The organism is Povalibacter sp., assembly GCF_036520495.1.
In the GTDB taxonomy this organism is placed as follows: Bacteria; Pseudomonadota; Gammaproteobacteria; order Steroidobacterales; family Steroidobacteraceae; genus Steroidobacter.
Map to the genome: position 1 here is coordinate 140,938 of NZ_DATDJO010000022.1, position 25,395 is coordinate 166,332.

The 25,395-nt window shown below is 62.4% G+C and carries 22 protein-coding genes; 13 read left to right on the forward strand and 9 right to left on the reverse strand.

The window, feature by feature from the left end; all coding sequences use genetic code 11:
• Nucleotides 1-8: 8 nt before the first annotated feature.
• Together coaD and rsmD are read right to left on the reverse strand one after the other, a co-directional pair.
• On the reverse strand, nucleotides 9-503 hold the full coding sequence (gene coaD, locus VIZ63_RS08050) for a pantetheine-phosphate adenylyltransferase (RefSeq protein WP_331609037.1): 495 nt from the start codon (nucleotides 501-503) through the stop codon (nucleotides 9-11).
• 12 nt (nucleotides 504-515) lie between these two features.
• Nucleotides 516-1,121, reverse strand: a complete 606-nt coding sequence (gene rsmD / locus VIZ63_RS08055; protein ID WP_331609038.1) for a 16S rRNA (guanine(966)-N(2))-methyltransferase RsmD — start codon at nucleotides 1,119-1,121, stop codon at nucleotides 516-518.
• A 102-nt stretch (nucleotides 1,122-1,223) separates the two neighbouring features.
• Here rsmD and ftsY point away from each other — a divergent pair, with 102 nt between their 5' ends.
• The 4 genes from ftsY (at nucleotide 1,224) to rpoH (ending at nucleotide 4,889) form a co-directional block, all read left to right on the forward strand.
• The gene (ftsY, locus tag VIZ63_RS08060) at nucleotides 1,224-2,198 is read left to right on the forward strand and encodes a signal recognition particle-docking protein FtsY (RefSeq protein ID WP_331609039.1); all 975 of its coding nucleotides are present in this window, start codon (nucleotides 1,224-1,226) and stop codon (nucleotides 2,196-2,198) included.
• On the forward strand, nucleotides 2,198-2,905 hold the full coding sequence (gene ftsE, locus VIZ63_RS08065; RefSeq protein WP_331609040.1) for a cell division ATP-binding protein FtsE: 708 nt from the start codon (nucleotides 2,198-2,200) through the stop codon (nucleotides 2,903-2,905). Before ftsY ends, ftsE begins: the two co-directional genes overlap by 1 nt.
• Nucleotides 2,906-2,907: 2 nt before the next feature.
• Nucleotides 2,908-3,822 (forward strand): permease-like cell division protein FtsX, encoded by a 915-nt coding sequence (gene ftsX, locus VIZ63_RS08070; RefSeq protein WP_331609041.1) that lies wholly within the window; start codon nucleotides 2,908-2,910, stop codon nucleotides 3,820-3,822.
• Nucleotides 3,823-4,004: 182 nt separating this feature from the next.
• A complete protein-coding gene (gene rpoH / locus VIZ63_RS08075; protein ID WP_331609042.1) occupies nucleotides 4,005-4,889 on the forward strand; it encodes an RNA polymerase sigma factor RpoH in 885 nt (294 codons plus the stop codon).
• Between the two features lie 81 nt (nucleotides 4,890-4,970).
• On the opposite strand, the gene VIZ63_RS08080 is transcribed toward rpoH, so the two are convergent.
• Together VIZ63_RS08080 and VIZ63_RS08085 are read right to left on the reverse strand one after the other, a co-directional pair.
• Entirely contained in the window at nucleotides 4,971-5,663 is a 693-nt protein-coding gene (locus VIZ63_RS08080; RefSeq protein WP_331609043.1) for an OmpA family protein, read from the reverse strand.
• Nucleotides 5,664-5,758: 95 nt separating this feature from the next.
• Nucleotides 5,759-6,226 carry a DUF962 domain-containing protein gene (locus VIZ63_RS08085; protein WP_331609044.1) on the reverse strand — a complete coding sequence of 156 codons (468 nt, stop codon included), beginning with the start codon at nucleotides 6,224-6,226 and terminating at the stop codon, nucleotides 5,759-5,761.
• A 169-nt stretch (nucleotides 6,227-6,395) separates the two neighbouring features.
• On the opposite strand from VIZ63_RS08085, the gene VIZ63_RS08090 reads away from it, so the two are divergent.
• On the forward strand, nucleotides 6,396-7,580 hold the full coding sequence (locus VIZ63_RS08090) for an acyl-CoA dehydrogenase family protein (RefSeq protein WP_331609045.1): 1,185 nt from the start codon (nucleotides 6,396-6,398) through the stop codon (nucleotides 7,578-7,580).
• Between the two features lie 36 nt (nucleotides 7,581-7,616).
• On the opposite strand, the gene VIZ63_RS08095 is transcribed toward VIZ63_RS08090, so the two are convergent.
• A complete protein-coding gene (locus tag VIZ63_RS08095; RefSeq protein WP_331609046.1) occupies nucleotides 7,617-7,835 on the reverse strand; it encodes a hypothetical protein in 219 nt (72 codons plus the stop codon).
• A 194-nt stretch (nucleotides 7,836-8,029) separates the two neighbouring features.
• Here VIZ63_RS08095 and pdsR point away from each other — a divergent pair, with 194 nt between their 5' ends.
• Nucleotides 8,030-8,722 (forward strand): proteobacterial dedicated sortase system response regulator, encoded by a 693-nt coding sequence (gene pdsR, locus VIZ63_RS08100; protein WP_331609047.1) that lies wholly within the window; start codon nucleotides 8,030-8,032, stop codon nucleotides 8,720-8,722.
• 55 nt (nucleotides 8,723-8,777) lie between these two features.
• Nucleotides 8,778-10,829, forward strand: a complete 2,052-nt coding sequence (locus tag VIZ63_RS08105) for an ATP-binding protein (protein WP_331609048.1) — start codon at nucleotides 8,778-8,780, stop codon at nucleotides 10,827-10,829.
• Between the two features lie 398 nt (nucleotides 10,830-11,227).
• On the opposite strand, the gene VIZ63_RS08110 is transcribed toward VIZ63_RS08105, so the two are convergent.
• Nucleotides 11,228-11,830, reverse strand: coding sequence for a YdbL family protein (locus VIZ63_RS08110; protein WP_331609049.1), 603 nt, complete (start codon nucleotides 11,828-11,830; stop codon nucleotides 11,228-11,230).
• Nucleotides 11,831-11,911: 81 nt separating this feature from the next.
• The gene (locus VIZ63_RS08115; protein WP_331609050.1) at nucleotides 11,912-14,047 is read right to left on the reverse strand and encodes a hypothetical protein; all 2,136 of its coding nucleotides are present in this window, start codon (nucleotides 14,045-14,047) and stop codon (nucleotides 11,912-11,914) included.
• Nucleotides 14,048-14,261: 214 nt separating this feature from the next.
• Here VIZ63_RS08115 and VIZ63_RS08120 point away from each other — a divergent pair, with 214 nt between their 5' ends.
• The 3 genes from VIZ63_RS08120 to VIZ63_RS08130 all read left to right on the forward strand — a co-directional run bounded on the left by VIZ63_RS08120 (nucleotide 14,262) and on the right by VIZ63_RS08130 (nucleotide 18,687).
• Nucleotides 14,262-16,841 carry an exo 1,3/1,4-beta-D-glucan glucohydrolase gene (locus tag VIZ63_RS08120; protein ID WP_331609051.1) on the forward strand — a complete coding sequence of 860 codons (2,580 nt, stop codon included), beginning with the start codon at nucleotides 14,262-14,264 and terminating at the stop codon, nucleotides 16,839-16,841.
• Between the two features lie 173 nt (nucleotides 16,842-17,014).
• Nucleotides 17,015-17,872 (forward strand): DUF6279 family lipoprotein, encoded by an 858-nt coding sequence (locus VIZ63_RS08125; RefSeq protein ID WP_331609052.1) that lies wholly within the window; start codon nucleotides 17,015-17,017, stop codon nucleotides 17,870-17,872.
• Nucleotides 17,869-18,687 carry a hypothetical protein gene (locus VIZ63_RS08130; RefSeq protein WP_331609053.1) on the forward strand — a complete coding sequence of 273 codons (819 nt, stop codon included), beginning with the start codon at nucleotides 17,869-17,871 and terminating at the stop codon, nucleotides 18,685-18,687. The genes VIZ63_RS08125 and VIZ63_RS08130 overlap by 4 nt, the downstream gene beginning before the upstream one ends.
• Before the next feature lie 6 nt (nucleotides 18,688-18,693).
• Here the strand turns inward: VIZ63_RS08130 and fusA are convergent, their stop codons facing one another.
• Nucleotides 18,694-20,742: an elongation factor G gene (fusA, locus tag VIZ63_RS08135; protein WP_331609054.1), complete on the reverse strand. Its 2,049-nt coding sequence runs from the start codon at nucleotides 20,740-20,742 to the stop codon at nucleotides 18,694-18,696.
• Between the two features lie 164 nt (nucleotides 20,743-20,906).
• Here fusA and VIZ63_RS08140 point away from each other — a divergent pair, with 164 nt between their 5' ends.
• The 3 genes from VIZ63_RS08140 to VIZ63_RS08150 all read left to right on the forward strand — a co-directional run bounded on the left by VIZ63_RS08140 (nucleotide 20,907) and on the right by VIZ63_RS08150 (nucleotide 24,447).
• Nucleotides 20,907-22,280 carry a response regulator gene (locus VIZ63_RS08140; RefSeq protein ID WP_331609055.1) on the forward strand — a complete coding sequence of 458 codons (1,374 nt, stop codon included), beginning with the start codon at nucleotides 20,907-20,909 and terminating at the stop codon, nucleotides 22,278-22,280.
• Nucleotides 22,281-22,366: 86 nt separating this feature from the next.
• The gene (locus VIZ63_RS08145) at nucleotides 22,367-23,419 is read left to right on the forward strand and encodes a saccharopine dehydrogenase family protein (RefSeq protein WP_331609056.1); all 1,053 of its coding nucleotides are present in this window, start codon (nucleotides 22,367-22,369) and stop codon (nucleotides 23,417-23,419) included.
• Nucleotides 23,416-24,447 (forward strand): YheT family hydrolase, encoded by a 1,032-nt coding sequence (locus VIZ63_RS08150; RefSeq protein ID WP_331609057.1) that lies wholly within the window; start codon nucleotides 23,416-23,418, stop codon nucleotides 24,445-24,447. Before VIZ63_RS08145 ends, VIZ63_RS08150 begins: the two co-directional genes overlap by 4 nt.
• A gap of 120 nt (nucleotides 24,448-24,567) precedes the next feature.
• On the opposite strand, the gene VIZ63_RS08155 is transcribed toward VIZ63_RS08150, so the two are convergent.
• Nucleotides 24,568-25,335 (reverse strand): glycerophosphodiester phosphodiesterase family protein, encoded by a 768-nt coding sequence (locus tag VIZ63_RS08155; protein WP_331609058.1) that lies wholly within the window; start codon nucleotides 25,333-25,335, stop codon nucleotides 24,568-24,570.
• Nucleotides 25,336-25,395: the final 60 nt, after the last annotated feature.

The window sequence follows — 25,395 nt, forward strand, 5'->3', positions numbered from 1 at the left end:
GAGGGCACTCAACCCGCAGCGCGCCGCTTGGCCCACGCCTTCGTGATCGCGGCCTCGACTTCCGGGTGGACGAACTTGCCGACGTTGCCGCCCAGGCCGGCGATCTCGCGCACCAGTGTCGATGAGATGAAGTTGAACTGTTCGGTCGGCGTCAGGAAGACGTAGTCGACTTTGTCGGTCAGATGCCGGCTCATGGTCGCCAGCTGAAATTCGAACTCGAAGTCCGATACGGCGCGCAGACCACGCACCACGACACGCAGTCCGTGCTGGCGCGCGAAATCGACCGTGAGACCCGCATAGCCAGTGACTTCGACATTGGAAATATCGCCGAGCACCGTGCGCGCCAGACTGACCCGCTCCTCCAGCGAGAACAACGGAGCCTTACCTGGATTGGCGGCAATCGCGACGACGACGCGCTCGAAAATATCGGCGGCACGACGTACCAGGTCGTAGTGACCATTGGTAATCGGGTCGAACGTGCCGGGGTACATGGCGCCGGTCATGAGTCACCTTGATTAGTCGGAATGTGCGCGCAGCAGATAATAGCCGACTTGTCCGGCTCGCTTGCTGCGATGGAGCGACCAACCTTCAGGCAAATCCGGCAGCGAACGATCGGCCGGAGATTCCAGATAAATGTACGCCTCCCGCGCGAGCCAGCCTTCGGCCAGCTTGCTGCAGACCTGCGATAGCAGATCGGAGGCGTATGGCGGATCGAGGAATACGATATCGAACGGCTGCGATGGCCGGCCAAGAAAGCGCAGCGCATCGCCGACATGCACGACACCGTCCGTCGTGCGCAGGCGCTCGAGCATCGCTTCGATATGCCGACCGATCGCTGCCTCTCTATCGACGAAATCGACGCGGGCAGCGCCACGCGACAATGCCTCCAGACCCAGGACACCGCTGCCGGCAAACAGGTCAAGGCAACGCGAACCGACGATGACCGGCTGCAGCCAGTTGAACAGCGTTTCGCGGACACGGTCTGGCGAGGGCCGGATCGCATCGATCGCCGGAAAAATAATCGGCGTGCTGCGCCAGCGCCCGCCGATGATGCGTAAGCGGTTCGGCAGCGGCTTGCCGGCGGGCCTGGCGCGACTGGGTTTTCCGGGAGGGCGGCTCATGGTGGGCGCGAAGCATACCCGCACCACGCGGGATGCGTCTGATCGCGCGGCCTGTACTGTTAGAATCCTCCGCCCCACCGCTCGACGAACTTCATTCCGCCGATGTTTGGTTTTAAATCGAAGACTTCCGAGGCTGCCGCCGACAAGGGCAAGCCCGGCCTGTTCCAGCGCCTGCGTGCGCGCCTGAACCGCGGCGATTCGTGGCTGACCTACGATCTCGCCAATCTGATTCCGGGCGGCCGCATCGATGACAACGTGCTCGATGAACTGGAGACCCGGCTCATTACGGCCGACGTCGGCGTCGAGACGACAGAAAAGATCCTCGAAAGCCTGCGCAAACAGGTCGCACGCAAGGAACTCGGCAACCTAGAAGCACTGCTCGACGCGCTACGCGCCTCGCTGCTGTCGGTCGTGAAGCCCGCTGCGATTCCGCTGGTGATCGACCGGTCGGCCGGGCCTTTTGCCATCCTGGTCGTCGGCGTCAATGGCGCCGGCAAGACGACATCGATCGGCAAGCTGGCGCGACGCATGAAGGATCATGACCTCAAGGTCATGCTGGCTGCCGGTGATACCTTTCGCGCAGCGGCCGTCGAACAGCTGCAGATCTGGGGCGAGCGCAATGGTGTACCCGTAATTGCACAGAGTGCCGGTACCGATCCTGCCGCCGTCACCTTCGATGCCCTTCAATCGGCGAAAGCACGAGGCATCGATGTGCTGCTCGCCGACACCGCGGGTAGATTGCACACCCAGTCCAACCTGATGGAAGAATTGAAGAAGGTGAAGCGTGTGATGGGCCGCGTCGATCCGACTGCACCACACGAGGTGCTGCTCGTTCTCGATGCCAGCCAGGGCCAGAATGCCCTGCAACAGGCGCGCCTGTTCAATGAAGCACTCGGCGTTACCGGCGTCGTGCTGACGAAACTCGATGGCACGGCCAAGGGCGGTATCGTGTTCGCGCTCGCAAGCGAACTGAAACTGCCGATCCGATTCATCGGCACGGGAGAAAGCGCCGAGGACTTCGACGAGTTTGATCCTGAGGATTTCGTTGACTCGCTGTTGAAACGCAAAGAGCAATAATGATCCGTTTCGATCACGTCTTTAAACGCTATCCGAATGGCCGCGAGGCGCTGAGCGATCTGTCGCTGGAACTCGCCAGCGGCGAGATCGCCTTTCTCACCGGACATTCCGGGGCAGGCAAGTCGAGCCTGCTGAAACTCATTGCACTGATCGAGCGCCCTTCGCGCGGCCAGCTGATCGTCAATGGACAGAACGTGGGCTCGGTGTCGCGTTCGAAAATCCCGCACTTCCGGCGGCAGATCGGTGTGGTCTTTCAAGACCACAAACTGCTGCACGACCGGACGATCTTCGACAACGTGGCATTGCCGCTCATCATCGCGGGTGTTGGCGCGAAGGAACTCGGCAAGCGTGTGCGCGCCTCGCTCGACCAGGTGGGGTTGCTGGGTCGCGAACAGAGTCGTCCGCTGGAGCTATCTACCGGCGAACAGCAGCGGGTCGGCATCGCACGCGCAGTCGTCAGCAAGCCGCCCGTTCTGATAGCGGACGAGCCGACGGGAAATCTCGACCCCGACCTCTCCATGGAAGTCATGAACATCTTCCGGCGCTTCAACGAAGTGGGCGTGACCGTGCTCATTGCGAGCCACGATGTGTACCTGCTGGAGCAGTTTCCGGTGCGCCGCATCCGCCTCGAGGGTGGACGCATCGTCGAGGGAGCTGCCGCGACAGAGAAGCTGCTGGATCCGGCGAAGCTGGTAGGGAAGCACTGATCATGGGCGCCTGGTTCACACGTCATCTGCAAACACTGGTGGGCGCGCTCGGCCGACTGACCCAGCACAAGCTGGCGACGTTACTGACGACGCTCGTCATCGGCATCGCGCTTGCCCTGCCGGCATGCCTGCACCTGCTGATCGCCAACGCACAGACGGCGACAGGCAACTGGAATCGCGCCGTGGATCTGTCCGTGTATCTGAAGATCCCCTCTTCTGTCGACGAGGCCAACCGGATCGCGCAGCGTCTGCGTCAACGGCGTGACGTGGCGGACGTCGAGGTATTGACGGCCGATGACGCCCTGAAGGAATTCCGCCGCAATTCCGGGTTTGGCTCGGCCATCGACGCCCTGACCAGTAACCCGCTGCCGCACTCCCTCGTGGTCCACCCCAAGAGCGAATACGCAACGGCGGATCATCTCGAAGAGCTGGCCGATGACATTCGCTCCCAACCCTCAGTGGAGCTGGTTCAGCTGGATACGGCGTGGGTGAATCGACTGCAGGCCATCCTGGAGGCGATCCGTCGTGCGGTGATCCTGACCGCCGCATTTCTGGCCATTGGTGTGATGGCCATCGTCGGCAACACCATCCGCCTGGACATCCAGAACCGGCGCACCGAAATCGAGGTCACCAAGCTGGTGGGCGGCAGCGATGCCTTCGTCCGTCGGCCCTTTCTCTACAGCGGCGTGTGGTACGGCATCGGGGGATCCCTGATCGCGTGGCTGCTTACGGCCGTGGTGGTCGGCGTCCTGCGTGAACCTATCGGCCGCATTGCGGGTCTGTATGGCAGTGGCTTTCAGATCGCCGGACTGAGTCTGTATCCGACGCTGATCCTGCTCGCCTCTGGCGTCGTTTTGGGCTGGCTGGGATCCTGCATCGCAGCCAACCGGCACCTCAGGGAAATCGAGCCCAGTTAAGAGTCTTTCATGTAGTTCATTCCGCGGCGGCACGAATGAAAATATCGATAAAAATCAGTATTCTGGATCCCCATTGAAGGATCGCGCCGCGACCCCCACTCTGCGAACCTTTGCGGGCTTTAGCACTCCAATCACCTGACTGCTAGACTCGAACCCGCATCGCTAGGAGGGGAATCTTCAACATGACCACTGCAACCGCGTTGATTCGCTCGAATACAGACCTGGTCCTGGCCGGCCCTGTCGGCAGCTTGGATGCGTACGTCGAACGAGTGTCGCGGGTCCCGGTACTGACCCGGGAAGATGAGCTGGCGCTTGCGAGGCGCTTCCAGAATGACAGCGACCTGGACGCTGCCCGCGAACTGGTGCTTTCGCACCTGCGCTTTGTCGTTCACATCGCTCGCGGCTACAGCGGCTACGGCTTGCCCGTGGGCGACCTGATCCAGGAAGGCAACGTCGGTCTCATGAAGGCCGTGAAGCGTTTCGACCCGACCGTCGGTGTGCGGCTGGTGTCGTTTGCCGTGCATTGGATCCGCGCCGAGATTCACGAATACGTCCTGCGCAACTGGCGGCTGGTGAAGATCGCCACCACCAAGGCGCAGCGCAAACTGTTCTTCAACCTGCGCAAGTCCAAGAAGAATCTGGGCTGGCTGTCAGGTGCGGAAACGCAGGCCATCGCGACTGAGCTGGGCGTGACGCCCGCTGAAGTAACGGACATGGAACAGCGCCTGAGTTCGCGCGACTTGTCGTTCGATCCGGCCCCGGATGCAGATGACGAAGAGGGCTCTTATTCCCCGTCGTCGTACCTGCCATCGGCAGAATCGGATCCTTCGATTGCCGTGGAGCGCGAACAGTGGGACGACGACACGTCCGATCGACTGGCCGATGCGATGGAAACGCTGGACGAGCGTAGCCAGAACATTCTGCGCAGCCGCTGGATGACGGATCAGAAGGCGACCCTGCATGAACTGGCGGACCAGTACGGCGTCTCTGCCGAACGCATCCGTCAGATCGAAGCCAACGCGATCAAGAAGCTGCGCGGCCTGATCACGGCACCTGCCGAAGCCTGATTCGCTCAGAGGACCGCACCGAAAAAGGGCCGGCTCATCACTGAGCCGGCCCTTTATTTTTGGCCCGGTTTTCGGCGCTGCTCAGCCCTTACTGGTAATCGGCACGATCGTGAGTTCGACACGACGATTCGCCGCGCGGCCTTGTTCCGTGTCATTGGATGCCACCGGGTGAGCTTCACCGGCTCCGACGGTCAGCAGCCGCGTGCTCACGACCCCGTGACTGCTCAGATAGGTCGCCACGGATTGCGCGCGACGCAGCGACAACGCCTGGTTGTATTGCTCGGTCCCGGTGCTGTCGGTATGGCCCGCCACTTCGATTACGGTCTTCTCATATTCCTTCAACACCATCGAAACGCCGTCCAGCGCGTTGTAGAACTGGGCATTCAGATCCGCACTGTTGGTGGCGAAGGTAATGTTGCTCGGCAGATTGAGCGTGATGTTGTCTCCGATGCGGGTGACGCTTACGCCGGTGCCTTCGAGCTTCTGGCGCAGCTTGGCTTCCTGCACATCCATGTAATAGCCAACCCCGCCGCCGGCGATTGCACCGACGCCGGCGCCAATGAGTGCATTCTGCAGCTTGTCGCCCTTGGTCAGCAGGCCAACCACAGCACCCGCGGCCGCACCGATACCTGCGCCCTTCGCCGCCTTGCTGGTCTGATCTTCGCGCGTGTACGGATTGACCGTCGTACAACCGCTCACGAATACGACCAACGCCGCTGCCGCGCTGAACTGCGCAATTTTTGAAGGACGCGAACTCAAATGACGTTTTTCCATAACCACTCCACCTAACATCAAAATACAGCCGCAGCCTCGGAAATCACCACTGAATATCCACTGAACTCGACATCGGGAGATGAGGTTCCCCGGTGTCAGTAGCGAATACCGAACTGGCGATAGATGAAGCTGAGCAACCATAACGGGCCAATCATCAGGAACTGCACATCCTTGAAGAAGGACGGCCGTCGCCCTTCGTAATGATGACCGATGAATTGACCGATCCACGCGACCACGAACAAAGTTAGGCAAACCGACCTGAGCGACCAGGGAAGTTCCTGCAGCCCGAGGATGGCGAGAACCACGACACCGACGAACAGCACCATGCCGAGCGCCAGCGACCACGAGATCGCGAAGTAATACAGGACACCCGCTGCCAGCAGTATGGTGCCCCAATTGAGCAGAGGCGAGATGTCGCTGAATGCCGCCGGCACCGGCACTGACCACAACAAACCGACCAGACTGATGACGATGACTGGCACGCAGATCCAGTGCAGCCACTTGTTCGTGGGATCGCGGTGACTCTCACCGTACTCGCTGAGCCATTGATTCACGGTTCTCATGTTCTTGTTCCCCTGATACGACCGCATCGTCACGCTACGCCCGTCCGGGCGCCAGCGACAAGCCTGAATGCAATCGGCGGCGTCTCGACACCTGCTTGCATCGCATCATCCTGCATGGACGTTTTGTCAGGTTATGATGCTGCCCCGCGAAAGACACAAGATGCCCGCCATGGCTCACAAATCCACTGCTGCACCCGACCTCGACCCCGTCGATCTGTACAACGTCCGCGCGATGTTGTCCGACGAAGAGCGCCTCGTTCAGGACTCGGTCGTCAAGTACGTCGACGATCAGGTCATCCCGATCATCGGCGATTGCTTCGAACATGAACGCTTTCCACGCGAACTCGTCGCCGGCGTTGCCGAACTCGGCCTGCTGGGCAGCTCGATTCAAGGGTACGGCTGTGCCGGACTGAATGCCGTGTCCTATGGCCTGATCTGCCAGGAACTCGAGCGTGGCGACTCCGGCCTGCGCAGCTTCGTTTCGGTTCAGTCCAGCCTGTGCATGTATCCAATTTACGCCTTCGGCAGCGAAGACCAGAAGCAACGCTGGCTGCCGGGCATGGCGAAGGGCGAAGTGATCGCCTGCTTCGGCCTGACCGAACCGCACGGCGGCTCCGACCCCGCCAACATGAAGACGCACGCGCGCAAGCAAGGCAAGGATTGGGTTCTCAACGGCGCGAAGATGTGGATCACGAATGGCGCCATCGCCGATCTCGCCGTGGTCTGGGCGATGACCGATGAGGGCATCCGCGGCTTCCTGGTCGAGAAGGACTTCAAGGGTTTCACGACCACCATCGTCAAACACAAGATGAGCCTGCGCGCGTCCGTCACCTCGGGACTGTTCTTCGACAACGTCGTCGTCCCGGAAGAAAACGTACTGCCCGGAGTCGTTGGACTGAAAGGCCCGCTGTCGTGTCTCACGCAGGCGCGCTACGGCATTTGCTGGGGAGTCATCGGCGCTGCGCAAGCCTGCCTCACGCAGGTGATCGACTACACCAAGACACGCATGATGTTCGGCAAGCCGCTGGCGGCCACGCAGGCCGTGCAGATTCGTCTCGCCGAGATGGCGCGCAAGATCACCACGTCGCAACTGCTATCCTTACAGCTCGGCCGACTCAAGGACCAGGGCCTGATGGTGCCGACTCAGGTCTCAGTCGCGAAATGGCATAACGCCCGCGCGGCCATCGAAGTGGCTCGCGACGCCCGCGATCTGCTGGGTGGCGCCGGTATCAGCGTCGAGTACTCGCCCATCCGTCACGCGCTCAATCTGGAAAGCGTGATCACCTACGAAGGCACGGAAACAGTTCATCAGCTCACTGTCGGTCGTGCTTTGACCGGCATCAGTGCGTTCTGATGCAACGGCTCCGGAGATGCTCCGGAGCCTGATTCATCAATCCGTGGAGTCGGATCGCTGCGATCCATGCGCCTCCTCCAGCACGTGAGTGATCCGCATCCGCAGAATCGCCGCACGTTCATCCAGCCGGCTGGCCGCGTCCCACGCGACGACCAACACCAGTAGCGACGCCCAGGCCCACAGCCGCTCGCGCCGGGCACGACGCCTTGCTTCGCCGGACGCCTGATCCTCCGCTGGCATTGCCCTGATCGACATCGATTGCTCCGACCCGACCGCTCTCATCGCCTTGCTCCCGTTTCAACCTGGGAGCCATTTCACGGCGACGGTACGTCGCGCCTGTGCCAGCAACTGGCCCGGCGCGGGCGGATTGTGATCAATCATGGCGGGTACGATCTGGCGCCTCGCGGGCGCTACACTGTCATCGCCGTATCAATGCCACCGCGTGTCTCATGAAGAAACTGATTGCGATCGTCGAAGACGAACCCGCTATTCGCGACAACTATGCCGCCGCATTCCAGCGTCACGGCTACACCGTGCGCACGTACGGCACCCGCAAGGAAGCGATCGAGGCCTTTCGCGGCCGCCTGCCCGATCTCGCGGTCATCGATGTCGGGCTGCACGACGAACCCGAAGGCGGTTTCGAACTGTGCCGCGAACTACGCACGCTGTCGGCTGAATTGCCGATCATTTTCCTCACCGCGCGCGACAGTGAACTCGATGCCGTGTCGGGCCTGCGGCTCGGCGCCGATGACTATCTGACCAAGGATCTGAGCCTCACGCACCTGATCGCCCGCGTCGTTGCCTTGTTCCGCCGCATCGATGCGCTCACCCAGCCATCGAATCGCGACCAGATCGTTGCCCGCGGATCGCTGGTGATCGACACCGCGCGCCTGCACGCCACCTGGCGGGATCAACCGCTCGGACTCACGCTCACGGAATTCTGGATCGTGCATGCACTCGCCAAGAATCCAGGACACGTCAAGAACCGGCAGCAGCTGATGGATGCCGCGAACGTCGTGCTCGACGACAATACGATCACGTCCCACATCAAACGCATCCGTCGCAAGTTCCAGGCGATCGACCCCACATTCGATGGCGTGGAAACGATGTACGGCATGGGTTACCGATGGCAGGAAGGTTGATGCGGAGTTCTTCCCGCGAGCGGCTGACGGCTGCTGGCTGATCACGCTGCCTCGCATGTCCCTGCGCACCAAACTCCTGCTCGTCAGCCTGCTGACCCTGATCCTCCCTTGGGCAGGCTGGCAGTACGCGCAGCGAATGGAATCGACGCTGCGCCGTGGACAGGAAGATTCGTTGATACGCACGGCGGACGTTCTCGGTCGCGTCGTGGCCTCGCAACCGGAGTTGCTGTATCGCTTTCCCGATGAATTGCGCGAAGAATTCGATCCCGCGCGTGGCGATTTCTTCGCGCCGCTGCTCATGACCCGACCGTTGCTCGACGGATTCGCCGACGAATGGCCCGTGCCATCACGGCCGGTCGCAGGATTCGACGCAGACGACACGGGACCACGATTCGGCGTCTTTGGACGTTTCATGCACGTCTATGTCGAGATCACGGACCCTGCCATCCGCTACGAAGACCCCACGACAGAGTCTGGCGTCGACCCGACACCAAGCCGCACTCTCTTCCTGACGCTCGATGAGTTCGGCCGTGAGCGCGCCTGGTCGATCAGCGCAGTGGCGCCGGGGCCGATCATCGCGCGATCGAGCGATGTCGGCGCGCCGTGGCGAGTGTCGCAGGACCAGATTGGCAGCATCAGCGGCGTATGGCGCGCAACGACCGCGGGGTACGCCATCGAACTGCGAGCGCCGGTTTCCATGTTTGGCATACGGGTCGCCGTCTTTGCACTCGACGCGAGCGGCAACGCGCGACACACACCGACGCTCGGCAGGCTGCACACGGGATCGGATGCACTGCGCGATCGGCTGGCGCAGTACGCTCCGAATGGCCTGCGTGTGTCGGTCGTCGATCGTCAGGGCTGGTTGCTGGCGCGTGCAGGATCCGTCGAAACCCCAGCCACCAGCGACTTTCCCGGCCTGCAACGCGACGCCGATGGCTTTGCACGCTCGATCTATCGTCGCCTGTTCGACCGCGACACGCCGTCACTGCCTTACGGCCTTCCCTACGGCATGTGGGGATCGCCGGTCGACGAAGCCCGCGCCGGTCATCCCAAAGCCATCTGGTTCGAACCAGCGGGCGGCGAGCCGTCACTGGTCCGCGCGGCCGTGCCTATCGACTACGACGAGCAAACGCTCGCGACGCTGGTGGTCGAACAGCCCGCCGAACAATTGGCCGTCGTCCGCGAAGACGCGCTGACACGACTGCTGAATCTCACGCTGCTGGCCACGCTGTTCTCGATCGTGATCACGCTGGCGTTTGCAGCGCGACTCTCACAGCGCATCCGCCGCCTGAGCCGGGCAGTATCGACGGCGCTGACACCGGAAGGCCGGTTCGAGCCGCGTATCCCCGATACCAATGCGCGGGACGAACTGGGCACGCTGGCGCGCAACTACAGCACGCTGCTGGCGCGGCTGAAAGAACACACCAGTTACCTGCAGACGCTCGGCACCAAGCTCTCGCACGAGTTGCGGACGCCGCTCACCATCGTCAGTTCATCGCTCGACAATCTCGCCTCCGATGAGGAACTGCCGGCGACATCGCAGAGCTATCTGGAAAGGGCGCGAACCGGCACCGGACGGCTGCATTCGATCCTGACGGCGATGTCGGAAGCGACACGGGTCGAGCAGATCATCGAGCACACCGAAAGAATCGAGTTCGATCTGGCCGCCTTGCTGCGCGACATGGGTCAGGCGTACTCGGCAACGTTCACGCACGTCACCATCGACACTCAGACTCCTGAGCAGCATTGCCCACTCAATGGATCGCCCGAGCTGATCGCTCAGATGCTCGACAAGCTGCTGGATAACGCCATCGGCTTCTGCCCCGTTGGCGGTCATATCCGGCTGCGCCTCGAAATGGACGTGAGCGACTATCGCCTGACGGTCAGTAATGAAGGCCCCCTACTGCCGCCGCAGCTTGACGGGCGCTTGTTCGAATCGTTGGTGAGTTCACGCACCGTACCCGACAGCAAACCGCACCTCGGCCTGGGTCTGTACATCGTGCGTCTGATCGCGGATTTCCACGGTGGTCGCGCCGCAGCAAGGAATCTGGAGGACGGCAGCGGGGTTGCCGTGCTCATCACTCTGCCGCAAACCGCACCTCGTTGATTCCACATCGCGGGGACGTCGAACCGATTTACAGCGATTGCTCACGATCGCATTGAGTTCTGTTGTTCGTTTGCCACAGTGCTTGCTAAGTTTCTGTTTTCAAGCCCATACTCCGCGCACTGGCACACCACGTGCTAATTGGAAGGTAACTGCCAGCGCATGGGCGCCGCAGCCAGCAGAGAAGCGGGGATGGCACCGCAAGGGGAGAAAAAGGATCGAGCGATTAAGCGTCAGGACGACGCGCCGGAATTTCCGGCCAAGTGATTGCGATTTGAAGCGACAGCACCGTTTCTGGATTTGGTCGGCGCAACCCAACAACTAGAAGAGTCGCCGGCTCGGAAACGAAAAGCCCTGCAAATGCAGGGCTTTTTTTTTGCGCCGGGAGACCGGGTTGGACGCTACTTCTGCTTCCAGGCGCCGCTGCTGTCCTGCACGTACCAGCCTGCCGCCGCCTTGCTTGCCCAACGCAATGCGAACGTCGAACGGATGTCGCTTTCCCACTCGGGATGTCCGTTGCCGCTCGCAATCTCGCGATACAGGTTTGCACGATCGGCGTTCTCATCCGCAACCAGCTTGCGCACCGCGTTGCGCTCCGGCAGCGGGATGAGATTCTGATCGCGAACTTCCACCAAACCGTCGCGCGCGAATCCGACCGCCCCGCTGTCGAGATATTTCTTGAGCTGTGGGAATCGGGCCTCCATCGACTGCGTCAGCTGCCGCACCGCGGGCGTCGCAATGTTGAGGTCCGCCTGCGACTGCGCGTTAGCCGCAGGCACCAGCAAATCCAGCACGCCGCCGGCCGCAGCGAGCAGCACCTTCGAGGCGCCGTCAGATACCGATGTGCGCTTATCGCTCTTTGCAGCGGCGTCACCCAGCACGTCTTCGATGATCTTGTCGGCAGCTTTCTCCGCGGCAGCCGCCGGGAAATACACATTGATCGTGACACAGGCCGACAGCGCCAGCGTGATCACGGCGAGCTGCAGCGGGAAATATCGTGACATATCGTTTCCTCGAAAAATCCATCGACGACGTCCGATCATAAATGAATCGTGCTGCCCGCGAACATTCGTTCGGCCCGCGCGCTAGTTCACGACCGGGCCCTGGGATTCCGTCACCGCAATGAGCTGCTGTATCAGACGGGGCCAATCGACCCTGCGTGCGCCACCGATGACATCGATGCGCGGCAGACCCTTGCCCTTCACCAGGTAGTAGCCACCGTTCGGCGCGGGTGCCACCCCATCCATGTGGCAGACGTCGTTCTGCAGACGACAGGAGAATCCAAGCCGGTCGTAATTGAAATCATCGAAGAAGCGCATGACGCCGCTCGACAGAGCCGCCGTAACGCCGGCACCTCCGCCACCGATACTGCCGATGTCCTGGACGGCGCGCTGGCTGATGCGATGCTTCGAGCGATCGTTCGCTGGCGTATAAAGGCTCGCGTCGAACGCCACGGGTGACCAGTTGAAAAGCTCGAGCCCTTTGATGTCGCCCGAGAGTCGTCCAGAGATGCCACCGAAGGAGAACGCACCGGTGACCAGTGCAAGATCCAGGTCCTGCAAGGCGATGTTGGAGTAGAAGCGCGGCCATTTACTGAACGGCTGCTCGAGCTTCAGATCGCTGATCCTTACGGTGCCATCGAACACCTGCGCCTGCAGCGTCGTTCCCAATGTGGCTACATTCTGCCGAACGCGCAGCTTGGAGATCTTGCCGGAGATCTGACCGCCGAATTCGGGCCAGCCGAAGGCATTGCACAACAGACGCACGCTGATGGGCTCGATGGCGGCGTCGACCATGAAGGCGATGTTCGGCATCCCCGCGTTACGTACCCGAAAGCTTTCCAGATTCAGCGCGCCATCGAGAATCGGAATGCGGGCAGGCTCCAGCAGACGGACCTGTCGGCCCTCGGTCCGGAACTTCAGTTCGCTCGCGCCCAGATCCAGATTGAGGAGTGCGCCGCCGGACCAGCGTAAATGCGATGCCGCCGCCGTCTGTGGCTCATCAGTATCGTCATCATCGTCACGATCGGCGGCGGTGGATTCAGTCGCGTCGAGCCAATGCCAATCGCCGCTGAGATCGCGCAGTACGACGGTGCGTGCGCCATCGTCCAACGTGAGACCGTCGAAGCGCAGATCGATGCGGCGGGGAACTCCATCGACGATCGAGATCCCGCCGGCGAGCGCGCCGGCGGTCGTCATCGATCTGAATGCAGTGTCCAGCAACAGCGGCTGAAAATAGGCCGCATAGGCGCCCGGGAATCGCAGTCCATCGAGCTGCAACTGGAGATCCTGCAAGGGCTGTTCAGCGTCAAAATTCACGCGCGCGCGACCCTTGCCCTGCGCGACTTCGCGATGATCGAGGGAGAAATGATCGACCTGCAGGACACCATCGCGCAGCCACACACCTCGCGCCGTTGCCTGAATGGGGTGGGCGCCCAGATCCAGAAAGATCGGTTGGGCGTAGGCCTGGCCACTATCCGACCTTAGCCGCGAGTTGAAATGCCAGTCGCCGCGCGACTGGGTCACTTCAGCCTGCATGTCGACGGAGAATTTTTCGGCCGCCAGACTGCCCTCTGCATTCGCCGCAGTGATATCGATCAGCTTCGCCGTCATTGCGGCCTGCCCGATGGCGTCATCCTTCCCGGAGGCTGTTAGAGACGCTGTAACGAAACCGGCGCCAGTAACGTTCGGCAGCGGGATCTGAAAACTGGTCGCGAGCGCGAGCAGCGGTTCGATATCCACCCGATCCAGATCGGCACGAATCTGCCAGCCCGACTCCCGCAAAGCAGCCCGGAGCGAGACCCGTCCCGCACCCAATCGCACGCCAGCGAGCCGCGCCTCCAGGTCGCCATTGCTGCGGCTGTAGGCAACCTGCCCCGTCAGCGTCTGTGCCCCCAACGGACCCATCACGCCAGTGATGCGCGCGTGCTCGCAGGCAATCGTCTCCGCGGAGATAGCGACCGACGGGCACTCGATCCGCACATTGCTGAACGTCCGTTGCGGAGATTGCAGCGACAGTCGCGACACCGCCGCGGATGCCCCCGCACCGCGAGCCGGAAGATCCAGCTGCACCACGACTCCTTCCGCGATCCAGCCCGCTCCCTCGACGCGCTCGACTGCAAAGGTCGCATTCTCGATGGCCCCAACAAGGGTTGCCGATGCACAGACGACGAGGAACACGAACGCGGCGGTCCATCCAGTGCGCCGTCCGCTCTTTCTCATGCCCTTATTCTTCATCGAAGGATGATGACGGGCACACGCAACATCGCCAAGTCGCGAAATCTCTGCGCCCGATCGACTCGTAGCGTTCCAGACCTGCTGATACAGAGTATCGATCGGCCAAATCAGCCTGGACTGGCAAATTGACAACGTTGTCAGGTCCATGGGACTCTGACGATGTCAGCACAGAACAGACAATCTGATCGGGGGATCGACCATGGTTGATGCTTGGCGTCGTCGCGCACGTTGCAGCGCGGCCCTGGGAGCGTTCGTGGCCCTGTCCTGCGCCCTATCCGGCTGCAAGCGAGCCAACGAGCCGGCATCGGAACCTGTCAGTGCCACTCCGCCTGCGTCGCGCATCCATCCGGAACTGTGGCCGCAGCTGTCGCCGCCAGTGAAAGATGATCCTGAACTGAATGCGCGACTCGAAGGGCTGCTGACGTCGCTCTCACCCGAAGAGAAAGTCGGCCAGGTCGTGCAGGCCGACATTGCAAGCGTTACAGCCGACGACGTTCGCAAGTATCGACTCGGATCGGTGCTCAATGGCGGCAACTCCGGCCCCCATGGCAATGATCTCGCGCCCGCCAGCGAATGGTTGAAGCTTGCCGACGAGTTCTACCTGGCATCGATGGATACCAGTAGCGGCGGCCACGCGATTCCGATCGTCTGGGGCTCCGACGCCGTTCACGGCAACAACAACATCGTCGGCGCCACGCTCTTTCCGCACAACATCGGCCTCGGCGCAGCCCGCAATCCCGAGCTGATTCGTCGCATCGGCGAGATGACGGCCATCGAGACGCGGGTATCAGGACAGGAATGGACGTTCGCGCCGACACTCGCCGTCGTGCAGGACGTGCGCTGGGGACGCTCCTACGAGTCGTACTCCGAACGGCCAGAGATCGTGCACGAGTATGCGAAGGCGATGGTCCTCGGCCTTCAGGGCGAGCCAGGATCGCCGGACTTCCTCAAGGGCAAACACGTCATCACTACAGCAAAGCACTGGATCGGCGATGGCGGGACATTCGAAGGCCGCGACCAGGGCGACAATCGCGCGAGCGAAGAGGAGCTGCGGGACATCCACGCAGCGGGCTACACCGCCGCGATCGATGCGGGCGCACAGTCGGTCATGGCTTCGTTCTCACGCTGGCAAGGCGGGAAAGTCCACGGTCACAAAGGGCTGCTCACCGATGTCCTGAAGGATCGCTTCCGTTTCGATGGCATCCTGGTGGGCGATTGGAATGCACACGGCCAGGTGGACGGCTGCAGCAACACGAGCTGCGCCGCATCGTTCAACGCCGGACTGGACATGTTCATGGCGCCCGACAGCTGGAGAGAACTGTACGACAACACCCTGGCGCAGGTGCGCTCGGGCGAAATTCCGATGGCGCGACTCGACGATGCGGTACGTCGCATCCTGCGCGTGAAGCTGCGCGCCGGATTGTTCGAGGCGGGCAAACCCTCCTCGCGTCCGCTGGCGGGTGATTTCAAACTTCTCGGCGCTCCGGAACACCGCATGGTTGCCCGGCAGGCGGTGCGCGAATCACTCGTCCTGCTCAAGAATTCAAAGCATCGGCTGCCGCTCAAGCCAACGCTCAACGTGCTGGTGGCCGGTGACGGCGCAGACAATATTCCTAAACAAAGCGGCGGATGGTCGCTTACGTGGCAGGGCACCGGCATCACGAATGCGAACTTTCCCAACGGCGAATCCATTTTCTCCGGTATTCGCGCCGCGGCGACGGCTGGCGGCGGCAAAGCCACACTGAGTGCAAATGGCAACTACAAGGCGAAACCGGATGTTGCGATCGTCGTCTTCGGTGAGGACCCGTACGCCGAATTCCAGGGTGACATCGACACACTGGAATACAAGCCGGGCAACAAGACCGACCTGGACCTGCTGAAGCGATTCCGCGACGCGCAGATTCCCGTCATCTCGGTATTTCTGTCGGGACGGCCGATGTGGGTGAATCCATATTTGAATGCATCGGATGCGTTCGTCGCCGCGTGGCTGCCTGGCACTGAAGGTGGCGGCGTCGCCGACGTGCTGTTCGGCAAACGGGATGGCTCGATCAATCACGACTTCAAGGGCAAGCTGTCGTTCGCCTGGCCGACGACGGACGCGATCGCCGCCCGCGGCAACCAGGCGAAGCCGTTCGTGTATGGGTTTGGTCTTACGTATGCCGCCGACGGCGAACTCGCAACGCTCTCCGAAACCGCACCCTCACGATCGGCGGACGCGGCATCGACTCGCGAATATTTTCAGTCGGGTCGCGCCGGCAGTGGCTGGACTGTTGCGGTCGCCGAAGCCGATTCAGCGCGCAGCCCACTTTCTGCGGCTACGGGCAGCAGCGCCAGCGGCGCATTGAAAGTCAGCGCCATCGATCGAGCCGCACAGGAGGATGCGCGACTGCTCCAGTGGTCCGGCAGCGGCCCCGCCACGTTCGTCATCGAAAGAACCGATCCCATCGACCTGCAGCGCGAAGCGAATGGTCAACTGTCACTCGTGTTCGATTATCGGGTGGAAACACCTCCAGCGGGCGATGTGACACTGAGCGTGGAGTGCCGCGGGGACGCACAGTCGCGCTGTCGTGGCTCCCTGCCAGTCACTGAGCTGCTCCGTTCAGCCCCTCGGGGGGAATGGCGCCAGGCGCGATTCCTTTTGAGCTGCTTTCAGGCGGCTGGCGCCAACATGCGTGCGGTGACCGCGCCTCTCTCGCTCTCCACGGCGGGCGAGTTGCAGGTCGGCATAGCGGATGTGCGGTTGGATACCGGATTGCAGGACGTCATTCCTTGTCCGTGACGACCGACAGCGATAACCCCGATAAGGTCAGCTAGCAACGCGGGTGACTCGGCAGCCGTCTGCCTCCCCCCCGAAAAGGCGCGAGTCGCCCGCGTTCTTCCACCCGATAGTGATACGCGTATGTCGGTGGATCCTGCTTGCGGCAGCGATTCCATCGGCGAGACAGTACGGGTATGGTCCAATCCGCCCGGCTCCGACTGAGAACGCTGGCTGTCTGCGTCGTGGCATTGCTGACGACTGCCTGCAGCAGCAGCTTCGTCTACAACCGGCTCGACACGCTGGCCGGCTGGTATCTCGGGTCCCTGGTGTCGCTCGATGAGGACCAGGAGCGCCAGCTGCAGCAATGGCTGACGCAGACACTCGACTGGCATCGACGCTCGGAACTCACACGCTACGCCGGCTTTCTCCGCGACCTGTCGCAACAGATGCATCAGCCGGGAACACCCTCAACCTACGCACAGACCCAGCAGCGATTCGAGGAGTTCTGGCAGGAACTCGTCACGAAAACCACGCCGCAAGCCACCACGCTGCTGCAGGGGTTGTCGATCGATCAAACGAATGAACTGGTCCGCAACCTGGACGAGAAGGCGCGCGATCGCGCAGCCGACGAGGCGAGCGACCCTGGCAAGTGGCAGCGCGATCAGATCAAACGTCTCTCGCGATTCGTCAGGCGCTGTACGGGCAGTGTATCGAACGAACAGCTGGCGCTCATCACCGCGACGGCGTCACAGCTCGAGCCCAGCCAGGCAGAGTGGCTGGCGAGCCAGGATGCGTGGCGGCGTGCCCTGCAATCGGCGCTCATGGCAGAGCCGTCGGCCGACAGGACCCACCGAATCGAGCAGTTGCTGGCGAGGGCGAACAACGAGTGGACGCAGGAATACGTCGACAAGTCGCAACGCAATCGCCAGCGTCACCTCGACCTCGTACGCTCACTGGATGCCACGTTGAGTTCGCGGCAACGAAAACATCTGCAATCCGAACTGCTGAAGCTGGCCGGACAACTCGACTCCATCGCCGGGGGAAAGTCATGAACGCATTGCCTTTTGCGACTGCCATCCTGCTCACGTTCTTCATTGTTGCCTGCTCGCGGCAAGAGCCGCCCGCCGCACCCGCGCAGCCGCCACAACCTGCGACGACTGCGGCAGCCCCTGTGGTTGCCGACTCTTTTCAAACGCTGCTCGCCAATCCGGACCGCTTCGCGAGCGATGCCCAGGAGGACGTCTGGCGCAAGTCCCCGCAGGTGCTGGCCTTCATGAATCTGCAGCCCGGCCAGCACGTCCTCGACTATCTCGCAGGCGGCGGCTACTACACTGAATTGCTGTCGGGTGTGGTCGGCCCGAGCGGTCGCGTCTACGCCTACAACAATCCCGAGTATGCGAAGTACGCCGGCGACACACCGGCGCAGCGCTACGCGGGCAACCGCCTCGCCAACGTGACGCAACTCAGTGGCGTACCCGAGGCACTGGCGATCGATCCTGCATCGCTCGATGCGGTGCTGTTCGTGCAGTCGTATCACGACCTGCATTGGCGCGCGAAAGACGGATCCTGGACACCGACCGATCCGGCGAAGTCGCTGGCGCGCGTCGTTGCTGCACTCAAGCCTGGCGGCATCGCAGTGGTCGTAGACCATGTCGCTGCCGCCGGCAGCGATCCGGCGGTGACGGTCGATGCGACACACCGCATCGACCCCGCAGCGGTCAAACGCGATTTCGAAGCCGCGGGACTGGTATTCGATGCCGAGAGTCCGGTCTTCAGTAATCCTGCGGACGATCACACCAAAGCCGTCTTCGACGAGTCCATCCGTCACAAGACCGATCAGTTCATGTACCGGTTCAGGAAGCCGTAGGACGACCTAGTCTTCGTCGTCGACGGACTTGTAGGCGCGCGTCAGGTCCTGCTGTTTGCGGCCCGGCACGGGATCGTAGTGACTCAGGTCCATGGTGAAACTGCCTTCGCCGCCGGTGAGTGACTTGAGCCGCGACTGGTAGTCATTCAGCTCGGCGAGCGGCACCAGGGCGCTGATGCGCGTGCGCTGATCTCCCAGGGCACTGTTGCCACTGATGCGGCCGCGACGGGTGGCGAGATCCGCAGTGATGTCGCCCGTCACGCTGCTCGGCGTCGTGATTTCCACACGCACGACCGGCTCGAGCACGATCGGACTGGCCTCGCGAAACGCCTGCTGGAAGGCGCGCCGACCGGCAGCGACGAAGGCCACTTCCTTGGAATCGACCGAGTGGTGCTTGCCGTCGTAGACGCTGACGCGCAAGTCCTGCAGCGGGAAGCCCGCGATCACCCCTTCGCTCAACACTTGCCGCACGCCTTTCTCGACGGCAGGAATGTATTGCGACGGGATCGCGCCGCCGACGACGTCGTCGACGAACTCGAACCCCTGGCCGCGATCGAGCGGCTCCACGCGCAGATGCACCTCGCCGAACTGACCGGCGCCTCCCGTTTGCTTCTTGTGCCGGTGATGACCATCCGCAGGGCGCGTGATGGTCTCGCGATAAGGAATACTCGGCGTGTGCGTCTTGCATTGCACACCGTAACGCTCCTTCATGCGATCGAGCATGACACGCAGATGCAGATCGCCCATGCCGTACAACACGGTTTCATTGAGGCTCGCGTGATGCTCGACCCTCACGCAGGGATCCTCCGCGACGAGTCGATGCAATGCATCGGAGAGTTTCTGTTCCTCGCCACGCCGCTCGGGCTCTATCGCCACACCCGCCATCGCGGGCGGGAATGCAATGGACTTCAGATGAAAATGGTCCTCGTCATGGGAGTCGTGCAGCACCGCGTCGAAGTGCAGTTCCTCGACCTTCGAGACGGCGCCGATGTCGCCCGGAATCAGCTGCGGCACCTCCATGTGATCCTTTCCTTGCAGTCGGTACAGGTGCGCCACCTTGAACGGCTTGCGCGAATCGCCGACGAAGAGCTGCGACCCATTGCGCACGGTTCCCTGATGCACACGAAATACGCCCATCCGCCCGACGAAGGGATCGATGCTGATCTTGAACACGTGAGCGACCACGTGCTTTGCCGCATCGGGCGTGACCTTGACGCGCTCAGCAGCGTCACCCTCGCCCTTGAGGAACGGCGGGGGGTTGCCTTCCAGTGGATTCGGCATCAGTCGCGCGATCACCTCCAATAGTTGCGGGATGCCCGCGCCCGTCTCGGCGGAGACGAAGCAGACGGGAATGAGATGGCCCTCCCGCAAGGCCCGTTCAAAAGGGTCGTGAAGCTGCTCCAGCGTCAGCTCCTCACCCTGTTCCAGATACAGCGCCATCAGCGCCTCATCGACTTCCACGACCTGATCGATGATCTCGGTATGCGCCGTCGCCACCGACGCAAAATCGGGCGTGGCGTCGCCCGGCTTGAAGAAACAGTCAACGACGCCGCTGCCGTTGTCACAGGGCAGGTTCAACGGCAGACATTCGCGTCCGAACGTCTCGCGCAGCTCAGCGAGCACGAGTTCCGTCCTGGCCTCACGCGCATCGATTCTGTTGATGACGATCAGGCGGCACAGACCGCGGTCGCGCGCGAAATCCATCATCCGTTGCGTCATCGGCTCGATGCCGTTGACCGCGCTCACCACCACGGCCGCGGTCTCCACGGCTTCGAGCACCGTCAGGGCCCGACCCGCGAAATCCGGATAGCCCGGCGTGTCGATCAGATTGACGCGCGCGCCGCCGGTTTCGAAATTGACGATCGACGCGTCGAGCGAATGCCCGAGCTGCCTCTCCTGGGGATCGAAATCGCATACCAGCGTGCCGCGTTCGTGACTGCCGCGACTGCGGATGGCGCCCGCCTGCTCCAGCAGGTGCTCAGCCAGCGAGGTTTTACCGGCGCCCGCCTGCCCGACCAGGGCAATGTTGCGGATATCCGCGGTGGAGTAAGCCATCGTTGCCATCCTCCCGAGAGTCGTTTTTCCGCACGGTTCGAGGATACTCCCGGCAAACGCACCGGGCGGATAGCGGATAGTGACTAGGCGGACGCGCGTGGCGATTGAGCCGGATCGGGCGTGCGCTTACCCTATCGCCACCCCGCCTTCAGCAGCATCCGATAATGACAACAGCCAAGCGCGCCCTGATCGTGGATGACTCGAGGTCAGCCCGCGTCATTCTCTGCCGGATGCTGGAAGCCTACGACCTCAAGGTCGACGCCGCCGAATCGGCGGAACAGGCCCTGGAATATCTGCGCCAGAACCGTCCGGACGTGGTCTTCATGGATCACCTCATGCCGGGAATGGACGGCTTCCAGGCGATCCAGGCGATCAAGAGCAACCCGGACACGGCGACCATTCCGGTCATGATGTACACCTCGCAGGAAGGCGAGCTGTACGTCAGTCAGGCGCGGGCACTTGGTGCGGTGGGCGTACTGCCCAAGACCGTGAAGCCCGGCGACGTGTCGCGCGTGCTGTATCAGCTGCACCTGCTGCCCGAGCGACGCGACGGCCGCTCCCCGCTGTTCGATCCGGACGAGACGCCGACGGCACTGCCGGAGCGCACGGAACGCACCCCTGCAGCTCTGCGCACCGGCGCGCATCGCGTGGAACACGCAGCACCAACGCAGGTGGGCGAGGTCGAAGTGGCGGTTCGCAATGCCATTGCACCCGCGATGCGTGAGTACAACGCAGAGCTGCGTCGCTATATCGCCGCGAGCATGGAAGTGCTGACGCGCAAGATAGCTGCAGAAAAACCCGCCGCCGAGGCGCTCCAGCACCCGGTGGAGCCGATCGTCGCGCCGCCGGCGCCGTCCTCGACCCGCTGGCCACTGCTCCTCGCGGTGGCCACCATCGCATTGATTCCCACGCTCGTGCTCGCCGTTCTGCATCAGCGGACGGTGGAATCGACCCGCTCCCTGATGCAGTCGAACGCACATCTCGCCTCGGTCGTGGAAGAACAGCAGGCGCAACTGGCAGCGCTGCAGCAGGCGGCCAAGGCGGCAGCGGCGATCCCCATTGCCACGACAACGGCCCTAAGCACGAACCACCTTGAACCCGTTCCCTATGGCGAGACGCCGCTCGCGGGCAAGCGACTGGACCGGCTGCGCGAAATGATCGAGTCGCTGCGCACCGGCGGCTTCAAAGGACGCGTGCGCGCATCGACGTACACCGGCGAGTTCTGCCTGATCGGCAATGGCATCGAGGGTTATTCGATCGCCGCCGACGATCTGCCCGTGAAACGTTGTGATCTGATCGGCAACCCGTTCGACGACAGCCTCACCGCGGCCCAGCGCCAGTCGCTGAGCTTCGCGAATCTGGCAACCAGCGTCCCGCAACAGACCGGCAATGCCTTATCGGTGGAAGTAGCGAATGGCGGGCGCTCTGTGGCAGTGCCGTACCCTGAAGGCGAAGCGCTGACCCGGGCCACCGCCGGCGAGTGGAACCGCATTGCTGCGCAGAACAATCGCGTCGAGTTCGTGCTGGAGTTGGAGTAGTGCCGGGATTCAGGCGTGACGGCGCGGGACGTGGGTCGCACAATGCCCGCCGCATCCTCTTATCCGCCGCCTGATCCCACTCTGCAATGACGTTCCTGCTTTACGGCGCCAATGGCTATACCGGCGAACTGATCGCACGCGAAGCCGTGCGACGCGGGATGAAGCCCGTGCTGGCGGGCCGATCGAAGGAGAAGATCGGCAAGCTGGCCGCCGAACTTGGCTGCCCCAGCGCCGTCTTCGATCTGGACGATCACACCTCGCTGGTGTCCGCACTCGCCGATGTCGCGGCCGTGCTCCACTGCGCGGGGCCCTTCTCCGCGACGGCCCGTTCGATGATGCAGGCCTGCCTCGCCACGCATGTCCACTACTTCGACATTACGGGCGAGATCCCCGTGTTCGAACTCGCCCACGGCGTGCATGACAAAGCCGTGCGATCCGGCATCGCGCTGGTTCCGGGCGTGGGATTCGATGTCGTGCCGACGGACTGCCTCGCGATCAAGCTGAAAGAAGCGCTGCCGGATGCGACGCACCTGGCGCTCGGCTTCGACAGTCGATCGGGTCTCAGCAAAGGCACGGCCAAGACATCGCTCGAAGCCAGCACCGAAGGCTCCAGGATCCGCCGCAACGGCCAGCTCGTCAGCGTGCCACTCGGCTCGCAGCAGCGACGCATCGACTTCGGCAATGGCGAACGGCTGGCCGTGGGAATTCCGTGGGGCGATGTCAGTACCGCGTACTACAGCACCCGCATTCCCAATATCGAAGTCTTCACCGCGACCACGCCGCAGGGCCTCGCCAGGATGCGCCGGGCCAATATGCTGCGAGCGGTGCTGCGTACGCGACTCGTGCAGGGCATCGCCAGGTTCGGCATCGATCGCCAGCTGCAACCACCGACCGAAGCGCAACGCAGCAGCAATCCCAGCTTCGTCTGGGGCGAGGCGCGCAATGCTGCGCAGAAGACCGTGACCGCACGCCTGGTGACTGCGAACGGCTACGCACTGACTATTGCCTCTTCACTGGCTATCATCGGCCGCGCGCTGGTCTCCACGCCTCCGCCAGGCTTTGCCACACCGGGCATGCTGCTCGGCGCCGATTTCGTCAGCACGCTACCCGGATCCTCGCCCATTCGTCTCGACGCATGACCGACAGTCTCACCGCCTCGCTCAACAGCTCACCATCGTCCGACCCAGCCAGTTTCAATCCGCCGGCCTGGCTCGCGAACCCGCACCTGCAATCGATCCTGCCGAGCCTCCGGATACGGCGGCCTCTGGTCATGCGGCGCGCCCGCCAGCTGCTGGCCTGTTCACAGGAACAGATCGTCGATTGCGGCGACGGTGTACGACTGCTGGGTCACTACTCCAGCCAGGTGAGCGCCGGACGCGAGCCGGGGCGGGATCTGGCCATCCTGCTGCATGGCTGGGAAGGCAATGCCGACTCGATGTATGTGCTGTCGCTCGGCAGTCATCTGTTTGCGCGCGGCTGTGATGTGTTCCGGCTGAACTTCCGCGATCACGGGCCGACGCATCACCTGAACAAGGAGATCTTTCATTCCTGCCGCCTCGATGAAGTGGTCGGCGCCGTGCGTGCGATTCAACAACAGCACATCGGCCAGCGCCTGACCCTCGCGGGCTTTTCACTCGGTGGCAACTTCGCGTTGCGAATTGCAGCTCGTGCGCCCGCCGCGGCGATTCAGCTGGAGCGTGCGATCGGCGTGTGTCCGGTGCTGCGCCCGCACAGCACGATGGATATTTTCGAGAGCGCTCCGTTCATCTACCAGCAGTACTTCGTCAACAAGTGGAAAAGCTCGCTGCGTATCAAGCAGTCGCTGTTCCCCGATCTCTACGATTTCGGTCCGATTTTCACCCAGCGCAGCATCCGCACCATGACCGAGGTGATGGTCGAGCGTTACAGCGAATTCGCCAGCCTCGACGCCTACCTCAACGGTTATTCGATCGTCGATCACGTCCTGGCCCCGCTGGAAATCCCCAGCCATATCCTGTTCGCACTCGACGATCCCATCATTCCTGCCGCCGATCTGAAGCTCCTCGACCGCAATCCGCAGTTGCACGTCAACGCCATCCCACGCGGCGGTCACTGCGGATTCATGGATCGATTCAGTGGCGAGAGCTGGGCCGATCGCCAGATCGCCTCGCTGATGGGGCTGGGCTGAAGATCGGATTTCACACGGAGTTCACGGAGTACACGGAGGTAAGACGACGAGATGCCTTGCGAAGAGAAAGCAGATCCACTGTTTTTTCCCGCTCCGTGATCTCCGTGTGAGATCCGGCGTTTAAACGCGGGCCTGAAGACTTCGGAACTCACGCAGCATCTCCCGCACCAGCATCGTTTGCACGAGCCGCGCACCGCGCTTGCCCAGCGCGAGCGCCTGACTACGTGAACTCACTTCGTAGATGGCCCAGCGCCAGGGGCCACGCCACAGGCGGGATGCGTTGTCCGTCAGCAACTGGTGGTCACAGAACAGATAGTCCGGGGCCAGCGCTTCGCACTTGAGTGCGGAAACCGTCGAGTAATCGGGCAGCACCCAGCCGACGCGATACGGCGAGACCTGCCGCAGGTGATGCACGGCCGCAAGATCAGCGGAAATGAGCACGCATTGACGCGCAATCGGCTTGAGCACTTCACATACACGGCGGGCCACGAGTTCATGGCCGAAGGCGCGCAGACTGGCGCGCTTGAGCTGTACGAAAGCAGTCGCGGCGGGATGCGACTCGAGTACGTTGACGGCCTGCGCGAGTGTCGGAATGCCGATATCGGTGAACCGCTTGTTGAAGCGGCGGTCCTCGTTTACCGCGACCACTGCCAGCTCCTGCGATGACATTTCCAGCGCGTGCAATTCGAGCCCCGCGGTGCGCGCCAGCGTCGAATCGTGCAGCAGCATCGGCTGACGATCGGCGGACAGCTGCACATCGAAGGCGATATGGCGCACGCCGAGTTCCAGCGCCGAACGTAATGCCGGCAAGGTGTTCTCGGGGTACTCCGCCGCATTGCCACGATGGGCAATCAGGTCGGGAAGTTGTTGTTGGATAGCGGCCGACATCCCTGCAACGACAGCAGTTGAATCGGCTGCATCTTAGACTTTTCGGGACCCTTGACTCAT

Bases quoted from the DNA above. Each gene is read 5' to 3' on its own strand.
- ftsE (WP_331609040.1), top strand. From the start codon at position 2,198: ATGATCCGTTTCGATCACGTCTTTAAACGCTATCCGAATGGCCGCGAG.
- VIZ63_RS08090 (WP_331609045.1), top strand. From the start codon at position 6,396: ATGGCTCACAAATCCACTGCTGCACCCGACCTCGACCCCGTCGATCTG.
- VIZ63_RS08150 (WP_331609057.1), top strand. From the start codon at position 23,416: ATGACCGACAGTCTCACCGCCTCGCTCAACAGCTCACCATCGTCCGAC.
- ftsX (WP_331609041.1), top strand. From the start codon at position 2,908: ATGGGCGCCTGGTTCACACGTCATCTGCAAACACTGGTGGGCGCGCTC.
- ftsY (WP_331609039.1), top strand. From the start codon at position 1,224: ATGTTTGGTTTTAAATCGAAGACTTCCGAGGCTGCCGCCGACAAGGGC.
- coaD (WP_331609037.1), bottom strand. From the start codon at position 503: ATGACCGGCGCCATGTACCCCGGCACGTTCGACCCGATTACCAATGGT.
- VIZ63_RS08125 (WP_331609052.1), top strand. From the start codon at position 17,015: ATGGTCCAATCCGCCCGGCTCCGACTGAGAACGCTGGCTGTCTGCGTC.
- pdsR (WP_331609047.1), top strand. From the start codon at position 8,030: ATGAAGAAACTGATTGCGATCGTCGAAGACGAACCCGCTATTCGCGAC.
- VIZ63_RS08120 (WP_331609051.1), top strand. From the start codon at position 14,262: ATGGTTGATGCTTGGCGTCGTCGCGCACGTTGCAGCGCGGCCCTGGGA.
- VIZ63_RS08095 (WP_331609046.1), bottom strand. From the start codon at position 7,835: ATGTCGATCAGGGCAATGCCAGCGGAGGATCAGGCGTCCGGCGAAGCA.
- rsmD (WP_331609038.1), bottom strand. From the start codon at position 1,121: ATGAGCCGCCCTCCCGGAAAACCCAGTCGCGCCAGGCCCGCCGGCAAG.
- VIZ63_RS08145 (WP_331609056.1), top strand. From the start codon at position 22,367: ATGACGTTCCTGCTTTACGGCGCCAATGGCTATACCGGCGAACTGATC.
- VIZ63_RS08085 (WP_331609044.1), bottom strand. From the start codon at position 6,226: ATGAGAACCGTGAATCAATGGCTCAGCGAGTACGGTGAGAGTCACCGC.
- VIZ63_RS08140 (WP_331609055.1), top strand. From the start codon at position 20,907: ATGACAACAGCCAAGCGCGCCCTGATCGTGGATGACTCGAGGTCAGCC.
- VIZ63_RS08105 (WP_331609048.1), top strand. From the start codon at position 8,778: ATGTCCCTGCGCACCAAACTCCTGCTCGTCAGCCTGCTGACCCTGATC.
- rpoH (WP_331609042.1), top strand. From the start codon at position 4,005: ATGACCACTGCAACCGCGTTGATTCGCTCGAATACAGACCTGGTCCTG.
- VIZ63_RS08110 (WP_331609049.1), bottom strand. From the start codon at position 11,830: ATGTCACGATATTTCCCGCTGCAGCTCGCCGTGATCACGCTGGCGCTG.
- fusA (WP_331609054.1), bottom strand. From the start codon at position 20,742: ATGGCTTACTCCACCGCGGATATCCGCAACATTGCCCTGGTCGGGCAG.
- VIZ63_RS08155 (WP_331609058.1), bottom strand. From the start codon at position 25,335: ATGTCGGCCGCTATCCAACAACAACTTCCCGACCTGATTGCCCATCGT.
- VIZ63_RS08080 (WP_331609043.1), bottom strand. From the start codon at position 5,663: ATGGAAAAACGTCATTTGAGTTCGCGTCCTTCAAAAATTGCGCAGTTC.
- VIZ63_RS08115 (WP_331609050.1), bottom strand. From the start codon at position 14,047: ATGAGAAAGAGCGGACGGCGCACTGGATGGACCGCCGCGTTCGTGTTC.
- VIZ63_RS08130 (WP_331609053.1), top strand. From the start codon at position 17,869: ATGAACGCATTGCCTTTTGCGACTGCCATCCTGCTCACGTTCTTCATT.